A 9984-nucleotide genomic window follows, 5' to 3' on the forward strand; every position below is an offset into this window, starting at 1 on the left:
ATTTAGAGACGTGGAATTCCGAGACATGGGGCCGGAACAATAATGAAAACTATCGTGGGGTGCCTATATTGATGGGGCCCGACTTTATTTCGACAACTTAGTTACAAAAAAGCACCACCTATTTCGTGGCTCCAAACGACGCGTAAGTCGCCCCTCGATAGGTGGTGCTCTTTTTGTAGTACGTTAGCAAAATAAGTCCCATCAATATATAATAGAACTAGATAGTTTTCAGTGTATTGCTGGGAAAGGAGCGCGTGATGGATAGCGGCTTAGAGTTTTTTGTATTTTACTTCTGGGGTGTGGCTCTTTGGTTAATACTTAGTGGGTTGTATTTAATTATCAAACGATTTGTATTACGTCGCAATGGAACTCCAGTAACGATTGTGTCTATACTTCCACGAGTTATAAAGGAAATACCATTTGCTCGTGGTATGGATAAATATATTTATGGTTATGATATTAAGTATATCTTGAATGGTGAGACTCATACTGCTGAAAGTGTAGAGTTTTATATTCCTTTTGGACCAATCGGTGGACCTGTAGTTCTATTTAGTCCGACAGGTGTGCTTGCAAAAAATGGAGAAGTAAGTATAGATAATGTAAGGGTAACTATTGTGTATGGCCTTGTTTCAATTGCATTAGGAATGTGGATATTTTTGGGGATGTTGGATTTTGTTAGATAGAAATAAATAGCTATATTTAATAATGTGTTAAATACATAGGCATCTAACATTAGATTATATATCTAGTGTTAGGTGCTTTTTATTTTTCTATAAATTTACCTTTATAAAAACAAACATATGTTTGAAAATACTCTGTATTTTTGTTATACTAATCATAGAAATTCTTATTTTTATATTTCTTGTAGAGTCTAGTTTTATATTTCTTGTAGAGTCTAGTTATTTAGCGGTTTGAGGAGGTGTTTGTATGGGTTCAGCTGATACGGATCGAATGTATATGTGCATTGATTTGAAGAGTTTTTACGCGTCTGTGGAGTGCGCCGATTTGGGGCTGGATCCGTTTACAACGCCTTTGGTGGTAGCCGATGGGTCTCGTGGCAAAGGGGCTATTACATTGGCTATTTCACCGGCCTTAAAAAAGTTAGGCGTTAAGAATCGCAGTCGTCTTTTTGAGATTCCTCCACATATTGAATATTTAACGGTAAAGCCTCATATGAAGCGGTATATGCAGGCGTCTGCTCAGATTTATGGAACATTACTCAAGTATGTGGCACCGGAGGATGTGCATGTGTACTCTATCGATGAGTATTTCATTGATATTACGCCTTACTTACCGCTTTATAAGAAAACGCCTCGTGAGCTAGCACAGATGTTATTTGATGCGGTGCTCAAGGCGACTAACATTTACGCTACTGTTGGGATTGGAACGAATTTATTTCTCGCCAAAATTGCCCTCGATATCCTCGCAAAACATGCGCCTGACTTTATAGGGTATCTTGATGAAAGTCTATTTAAAGAGAAAATTTGGTATCATCAGCCGTTGACCGATATTTGGCAGATTGGTAAGGGTATAGCCAATCGTTTGCACAAGTATGGTGCTTATGATTTACATGGTATCACCATGGTGCCAGAGGCTAAGTTGTATAAGGAGTTTGGCGTTAATGCAGAGCTTATTATCGATCATGCGTGGGGCCGTGAGCCTTGTACGATTGCAGATATCCATGCGTATCGTCCTATTAAGCATTCTATCTCGCATAGCCAGATTTTGTTGCGTAACTATACTTACGAAGAGGCGTACGTGCCTATGCGAGAAATGGTGGAGTCCTTGGTATTAGAGCTTTTACAAATCAAAGGGGTTACGAACCATATTCATGTTCATATTGGCTATGCAGATGATATGGTGCGCTCTACTGGAGGTTCTAAAAAGCTTAAACAGTACACTGATTCATTGCAAGCATTAACGACGGCAGTAATTAAATTATATGAACAACATTGCCATAAAAATGAACTTATACGGCGTATAGGCGTAAGCTTTGAGGATTTAGTCAATCGCTCTGCTATACCTCAGGAGGTAGATTTATTCAGCTCTCTTGCGACGGAGGAAGAGGAAAAGGAGCGGCAAGTACATGAGGCGATGTTATCTATCAAGGAGCAGTTCGGTAAAAATGCTATTTTACGTGCCTCTAGCTTGCAAGATGAAGGGACAATGCGCTTTAGAAATACCTTGGTAGGTGGCCATAATGGGGAATAAATAGTGTAATGGATACAATGGCAATTGAACGAAGAATACAATTGAAAATAGATTAGTCGCATAAGGGGAGGTATACATTAATGAAACATCGTATGTCTCGTTTACAACGGGCGAAACAATTTATGCCCTTTGCGGCATTAAAGGGATTTGAAGTATTACTGGCAGCTGTGGCACGGCCTAAAGAGCATCGTGTAGAGCTATCGGAGGATCAAGTAGATGAGTTAAATAAGGTTTTACAGACTATACATTGCGGAGAATGGGTGCGAATTGTTTACTACAATAAACAAAGATATACAGAGCTTATAGGGGCTGTTGATATGATTAGTGCGCAAATGCAAATTATATCTGTTCAAGGCATAGATATTCCCTTTAGATCTATTAAGGAATTGAATCTGTATGATATGACAATATAAAGAGTTGTCTTTATATATGGTTTAAGGGCTAGAGTTAAGGTGTGATTCGGTATACAATGATGAAAAGGGTTGTAATTTAATTATATTCTCGTATAAAAATACCCTATATGATTAGCTGTTATATGACTATATATACTCTTTGTATTGTTTTATGAGAAAGGCGGTATCTGTAATGCATGAGGTCATATCATTACTTATCAATCGCTATGATTTTTTCCTCCAGTTGTTATGGGAACATATAGAAATTTCAGTATTAGCTTCTGTTATTGCTACCATCATCGGTGGATTATTGGGTGTGTTTATATACGAATATAAACGGCTAGCTGCGCCCGTTATGGTAGTGGTTAATTTCCTATATACGATTCCATCTATATCGATGTTAGGCCTTTTGTTGTATGTATCGGGTGTTGGTAATACGACCGCTATCATTGCATTGGTTATCTATGCCTTATTACCGATGGTACGAAATACATTTACTGGTCTTAACCAAATTGATCAAGCTATGTGTGAAGCGGGAATTGCGTTAGGGCTCACGCGGATTCAACGTTTGTGGAATATAGAGATTCCCTTGGCTATGCCGACTATTATGGCTGGTATACGGACTATGCTCGTTATGACCATTGCCTTGACAGGTATTGCATCTTTTATTGGTGCTGGTGGCTTAGGTGTGGCGATTTATAGGGGGATTACAACGAATCAAAGTGCTTTGACAATTGCAGGCAGTCTACTGATTGCCCTATTAGCCATTACCGTTGATGCTCTCTTTTCTCTAGGTGAAAGAGTAACACGTATTAGCCCTCATATGAAGCGCTATACGATTATATTTGTTTCGATTATGACGATAATTGCGATGGGTATAGGTGGCTGGGCTATGTATTGCCATCATGTGAAGACTGATGTTATTCATATTGCAACGAAGCCTATGACTGAACAGCTTATTTTGGGGAATATCTTAAAAGAATTAATCGAGAAGAAGACTGATTTAACCGTAGAGGTTACAGAAGGTGTCGGTGGTGGTACATCAAATATTCAACCAGCTATGCTTTCTGGCCAATTTGATATATATCCTGAATATACTGGTACGGCTTGGTCTGCTGTGCTAAAACGTACAGATACGTATGATGAAAGTCTATTTAATGAGCTTTCACAGGCCTATAAAGAGAAATATAATTTTGAGTGGGTCGGCATGTACGGTTTTAATAATACCTATGGCATAGGAGTGCGTAATGAAATTGCTCAGAGTTATGGCGTAAAAACGTATTCGGATCTTGCTTGTATAGCACCATCCCTAACATTAGGAGGGGAATATGATTTCTTTGGACGTGAAGATGGCTATGCTGGATTACAACGCGTGTATGGCATGAGTTTTAAAGCTACTAAAGATATGGATATAGGGCTAAAATATACGGCTATTGGTCGTGATGAGGTGGATGCAATGCCGATATTCACGACTGATGGTCAATTAAGTATTACACCGATTACGGTGTTACAAGATGATAAACATTTATATCCATCTTATATGTCTGGTAATGTGGTGCGTAGCGAAGTATTGATTGCTCATCCTGAACTGCGCCCTGTATTAGAAAGTTTGAATCATACGATTACAGATCAAGAGATGGCGAAGATGAATTACGCCGTTGAAACGGAACACCAACTGCCAGCTGATGTAGCACATAAATTCCTGGTAGAACGAAATTTGATATAAGGTGAATATAGTTAGAACTAAAGTAAATAAAATTTAATATATGTTGAATATGATTTTATATTGACAATTAATCTCCTTTGATGTAATATAAACATATGAACAGGTATTCATATAAATGAAAATATCTGATGAAAAATGTTTAGGAACATATATAACAAGATATGAAACAAGATATGTCTAATAAGTATTAGAAAAATATTACCTATTAATTTACAATACAGGATAGAAGCTTTAACTATTATCAAAGGAGATATCATGGAAGAAACATTGTTGTTGAAGAATTTGAACTGTCCGAACTGCGCAGCAAAAATTGAAGATCGTATCCGTAAAATGGATGTGGTAGAGACTGCAAATTTCACACTTGCTACACATCAATTAAAATTAACCGGCTCTTGGGAAGACCGTGAAGCTCTCAAACGTGACATTCAAGACATTTGTGATGCCATTGAAGAGGGTGTAACCGTAGCCGATTACGAGCGTAAATCTAAAGCGGCTATGGATGATCATGGTCCTGACCAGGATCGTGGTGGTGATGCTGTAACAATTGCAGTCATCGTAGCAGGCTTGTTATTTATGATTTATGACGTTTTGTCATCCTTTGTCCCATCTATCAGCTTGCCAGAGAGTATTGAGACTCCAATTTACTATGTTGCGTATATTCTTCTTGCGTTCCCAGTATTGCGCATCGCAGGTCGAAATATCTTAAAAGGCCAAGTGTTCGATGAAAACTTCTTGATGTCTATCGCTACATTGGGCGCTATTGCTATCGATGCATTGCCTGAAGCAGTAGGCGTTATCTTGTTCTACCGTATCGGTGAGTTCTTCGAAGAAAAAGCAACTGATCGTAGTCGTACAGAAATCATGAACGCTGTCGATATGCGTCCTCAAGAGGTGCGGGTTGTAGATACAGACTGCGGTGGTGAAATCGTAGTTATGGCTCCTGAAAAGGTTGAAGTAGGCTGGACTATCGAAGTTCGTCCTGGTGATTTAATCCCTCTAGATGGTACAGTTCTTGAAGGTGAAACACGCGTTAATACAGCACCTGTAACAGGTGAGCCTGTTCCTGTTCGCGCCGTACCTGGCACTCAACTTATGTCTGGTTGCATCAACGAATCTGGTCGCATTACGATGCGTGTAGATAAGGTTCTTGAAGAATCCATGGTTACTAAAATTCTTGATGCCGTGGAAAATGCAGCATCTTCTAAACCTAAAATCGACCGTTTCATTACGCGTTTTGCTCGCGTATACACACCAATCGTTGTAGCTCTTGCATTGGCTGTAGCTATCATTCCATCCCTTATTACTGGTGAATGGCATAAATGGATCTACACAGCCTTAACATTCCTCGTTATTTCTTGCCCATGTGCATTGGTGCTTAGCGTGCCACTTGCATTCTTCTCCGGTATCGGCAATGCGTCTAAACACGGTATCTTGCTAAAAGGTGGTCGAGTTATCGAGGCGTTGGCTAATGTGAAAGCAGTAGCTCTTGATAAAACTGGTACTATCACATCTGGTGAGTTCAAAGTTCACAGCGTAGAAACTGTAGGCTCTCATGTAAGTTCCAGTCAATTGTTATCCATGGCTGCAGCTATCGAATCTGTATCTACTCATCCAATTGCAACAAGCATCGTGTCTGAAGCAAAAGATCAAGGCCTTACAGTGGAACCTTCTGATTTCGTTCAAGAGTTAGCTGGTGAAGGTATGGTGGGTATGACTGATGGTCAACAAGTACTTATTGGTAACCGTCGTCTTATGGAACGCTATAATGTTCAAGGCTATCCAACAGAAGCTGCTGAATATGGTACAGAGGTTCTTGTGGCAGAAGGTAATGTATACCTTGGTCGCATCATCATCGCCGATGAAGCGCGTCCTGATTCCGCAGAGGCTATCGCTGATCTTAATGGTCAAGATATTAAAACTGTTATGCTTACAGGCGATGCTGAAGCAAGTGCAAATTACATCGCTAAAGAAACTGGTGTAAGTGCTGTTCGCGCCCAATTGTTACCACAAGATAAATTATCCGTAGTACAAGATATTCGCTCTGAATATGGTCCAACTATGTTTGTAGGGGACGGCATCAATGATGCTCCAGTACTTGCTGGTGCTGATGTTGGTGGCGCGATGGGTAGTGGTGCTGATGCGGCTATCGAAGCGGCAGACGTTGTATTCATGCGTCCGTCCTTGACTGCTATTGCACATATCCTTGACTTGTCCAAGGCGACATTGCGCGTTGCATGGCAAAACGTAGTATTCGCTATTGCTGTAAAAATCCTTATCATGGCACTTGGTCTCATGGGCTATGCATCCATGTGGTGGGCCGTATTTGGCGATACTGGCGTATCCATCCTTTGTATCTTGAACTCTGTTCGTATCTTGCGCCGTAATTAGGTGAAAGCAGAGTTTATAGCTCTGTAGAGGAACGAAATAAATTACATTCTCCTAATCTGAATGATTAGGGCGGATATAAATAACCTCTAGGTTAGTAACTGACTAACTTAGAGGTTATTTTATTGCGTGGATTAAACATTTACGATACTTTTACTATATACATTTGTACATCATAAATAGACATAAAACTGTATATGTATGTTCTAGATACACAAAACTTTCACAATTGAATTGAATAATAGCTATAAAATAGTATATAATTTATTAGATGATTACTATAAATTCGTTGGAAGGAGGGATAGCATGATCACGGTGTACAAACACATAGAAGAAGAGTTAGTTTCAGACAGCACTGTATCAGATGCCACAAAAGGTTCTTGGGTAAATTTGGTGAACCCAGACCCCGATGAGTTATCCCTTATCAATATTTTGACGGAAATCCCAACGGACGTTTTAAAGACCGCTCTCGATATGGAAGAACGTTCTCACGTGGAGTTAGAGGATAACTACATCTTTATCGTTATTAATATTCCGGTTATCCGCGGTAACGATATGTATGATACAGTGCCGCTTGGTATCTTCTTGACGCCAGACTTCTTTATTACGGTCTGCCTCGAAGAATCTGAAGTATTGTATCCGTTCATTTCTAATCAGATTTCTACGTTCTATACATACAAAAAGACGCGTTTCTTGTTCCAAATCTTGTATCGCACAGCAACTATGTTCTTGCGCTACTTGCAACAAATCAACCGCCGTACTGACGATATTGAAGTCCAATTGCGTCATACTACAAAGAATAAAGACTTCTTCCAATTGTTGGAATTACAGAAATCCATGACATACTTTACCTCTGCATTGCGCACAAATGGTACCGTTATGGAACGTCTATTGCGCTTGCGTGGTCATAGCTCCTATAAACACCTCCTCAAAATGTATGAAGAGGATGAGGACTTACTAGAAGACGTTATTATCGAAAATAAACAGGCCATCGAGATGGTTGAAATGTACTCCAATATCTTGATGAACATGATGAACGCCTTTACATCCATTATTTCTAACAACCTTAACTTGGTTATGAAAATGTTGGCTACTTTAACTATTGCGATGGCCGTACCAACCATCGTATTTAGCTTGTGGGGGACAAACGTGCCATTGCCATTCCAAGAAGATCCAAATGGATTCTATGAGGTTGTAGGCATTGCACTACTTTGCTCTATTATTGCCATTATTGGGATGTGGAAAAAAGACTTGTTCTAATATGAGAGTTGTTGAATGCTTAATTCCGTAGCAAATAGATGAAAGCATAATTTGATAGTAAATAGTTGAAAACTTTATTCAACATTAAATACACATGGAAAAAGCTGGCTTTGAGCCAGCTTTTTTCTTGCTCTATATTACGTTGTTGCTTATTGTTAGGCCAATCTGATATAATAATACCGTTATGGAGAGGTGTCCGAGTGGTTTAAGGAGCTGGTCTTGAAAACCAGTGACTCCGCAAGGGGCCGTGGGTTCGAATCCCACCCTCTCCGCCACAATTTAGAAAGCCCTTTAGGTTATGCCTAGAGGGCTTTTTATTGTATTTTGTTAATCTTTGAAGTTTGTAAAATACCCTGTATTTATAGTATGATTACTTTATATGTTTTTATTCTGTAGAAAGGAGCTCGTATGAATCGACTTAGTTTCTCACGAACTCAGATTTTAATTCTTGTCAGCGTGTGGCTAACATTTTTGATTAGCTTTGTTATGCGTTTATCTTGGGCGTCCTTAATGCCTATTGTTAATGAAGCGTTGAGTTTTACGCCTCAAATGGGTACGGCCTATTTATCCGCCTTTTATATGGGCTATGCCATCATGGTTTTACCAGGTGGTATCTTAGCGGATCGCATTGGCTACCGTTATACTATTTTAGTGAGCTTACTTGCCATGGCTGTTATTACGGCATTGATGAGTACCATCGATAATTATACTTATGGTTGGGTATTGCGCTTCTTATTGGGGATCGTATCTGGTCCAGTACAAGCATCTTGTTTAAGTGCTATTGGGGATTATTTTGGTCCTAATCAACGTGGTGCTGCAGTGGGTATCTTTATGTCCTGTACATCCCTTGGGTTGACCACTGTAAACCTTTACGCACCATATGTAGCAACCAATTATGGTTGGCAAAATGCTTTCCTTTTAACAGCTGTATTACCAATCCTTGTTTTCATTCTTAGCTATTTCACGGTTCGTAAACCAAGTGCTGAAATCTTGGCACAACGAGAAGCAGAGGCGAGTGCCACATCTGCTCATGTAGGCGAAAAGACTTCTTTAAAGGAAAATTTGCTACATGTTTTAAAAAATCGCAACATTTGCTGCCTTGCCTTTGCAGGTTTCTTTGCTACAGGTGCTACGTGGGCCGTGGCTCAATGGTCAAATCTGTACATGGTTAAACAGCTCGGCGTTAATGCTATCTATGCAGGTCATGTAATGTCTGCCTTTGGTTTAGCAGCCCTTATTGCAAAGCCGACCATCGGTATCTTGTCGGATATCTTACCGATTAAGAAAAACCATTTAGTAGCGCTTGTTATGTTCTTATTCGCACCAGCATTGATCCTCTTTGCGAGCACTACAAATCCAGATATGCTCTTTATAACAGGTCCAATCCTTGGTATTGGCGCTTTCATGCATAGTGCATTGACCAATGCTCTCGTAATTCAATCCGCAGCACCTCATTTACGAGGTACAACAGCAGGATTTGTAAACTTATTTAACCAAATCGGTGTTATGTTGGCACCTATGATTTTAGGTAGCATGTTAACTGCTACAGGTAGTTATCAATCTGCATTGATGACTCTTGCCATCGCTCCTGTTATTGGTGCTATCGCATTGTTCTTTGTACGTCTTAAATAATGTGAAAGCATTAATATAATACGTTCATCTGACTGTATAGAAACAAAAAGAATATGAAATAAAAGAGACTGAACAGTTCTCCTAAGGTAAGGAGCTATTCAGTCTCTTTCGTTTTTATATTAGTTATATTGCCTATGGTTTTTGTGGTGCGTGATAGTCCGGTTGCGGTCTCCATTCACTCATAGGTGTATTAGGATCTGGCATATCTTGATTTTGAATATCAAGAATCCAGTCACTCGGTCTTGGCCCTTGAGGCGGTGGTGGTGGGACAGGACCATATACACCTAGTTTAGATGGTGTTAACCGTGGTTGATTAGAAGTGTAAGGTGATTCTAATTGGTTTAGCGGTTTGTATACGCCTGGTGGTGGTTGAACACC

7 protein-coding genes, 1 tRNA gene and 1 pseudogene are annotated in these 9984 nt (G+C 39.7%); 8 read left to right on the forward strand and 1 reads right to left on the reverse strand.

The genetic code is table 11. The features are described from left to right. The first annotated feature begins 257 nt into the window (after window positions 1-257). The 8 genes from Q7P05_RS06955 to Q7P05_RS06990 all read left to right on the forward strand — a co-directional run bounded on the left by Q7P05_RS06955 (window position 258) and on the right by Q7P05_RS06990 (window position 9606). Window positions 258-683, forward strand: a complete 426-nt coding sequence (locus Q7P05_RS06955) for a hypothetical protein (protein WP_303931310.1) — start codon at window positions 258-260, stop codon at window positions 681-683. 244 nt (window positions 684-927) lie between these two features. Beyond that, a complete protein-coding gene (locus Q7P05_RS06960) occupies window positions 928-2211 on the forward strand; it encodes a DNA repair protein (protein ID WP_303931312.1) in 1284 nt (427 codons plus the stop codon). Between the two features lie 80 nt (window positions 2212-2291). Then, window positions 2292-2624 (forward strand): YolD-like family protein, encoded by a 333-nt coding sequence (locus Q7P05_RS06965; protein WP_060923691.1) that lies wholly within the window; start codon window positions 2292-2294, stop codon window positions 2622-2624. A gap of 172 nt (window positions 2625-2796) precedes the next feature. Continuing rightward, complete coding sequence (locus Q7P05_RS06970) at window positions 2797-4329, forward strand: glycine betaine ABC transporter substrate-binding protein (protein ID WP_369680434.1); 1533 nt, start codon at window positions 2797-2799, stop codon at window positions 4327-4329. 255 nt (window positions 4330-4584) lie between these two features. Continuing rightward, complete coding sequence (locus Q7P05_RS06975; protein WP_303931316.1) at window positions 4585-6717, forward strand: cation-translocating P-type ATPase; 2133 nt, start codon at window positions 4585-4587, stop codon at window positions 6715-6717. A 303-nt stretch (window positions 6718-7020) separates the two neighbouring features. Next, the gene (locus Q7P05_RS06980; RefSeq protein ID WP_287513718.1) at window positions 7021-7974 is read left to right on the forward strand and encodes a magnesium transporter CorA family protein; all 954 of its coding nucleotides are present in this window, start codon (window positions 7021-7023) and stop codon (window positions 7972-7974) included. Window positions 7975-8160: 186 nt separating this feature from the next. Continuing rightward, a tRNA-Ser gene (locus Q7P05_RS06985) sits at window positions 8161-8249 on the forward strand. 133 nt (window positions 8250-8382) lie between these two features. Beyond that, window positions 8383-9606: an MFS transporter gene (locus Q7P05_RS06990; protein ID WP_303931318.1), complete on the forward strand. Its 1224-nt coding sequence runs from the start codon at window positions 8383-8385 to the stop codon at window positions 9604-9606. Window positions 9607-9738: 132 nt separating this feature from the next. Here Q7P05_RS06990 and Q7P05_RS06995 read toward each other — a convergent pair. Next, a pseudogene (locus Q7P05_RS06995) lies at window positions 9739-9984 on the reverse strand (hypothetical protein); the annotation flags it as partial.

It is taken from the genome of Veillonella dispar (assembly GCF_937975875.1).
Taxonomy (GTDB): Bacteria; Bacillota; Negativicutes; order Veillonellales; family Veillonellaceae; genus Veillonella; species Veillonella dispar_B.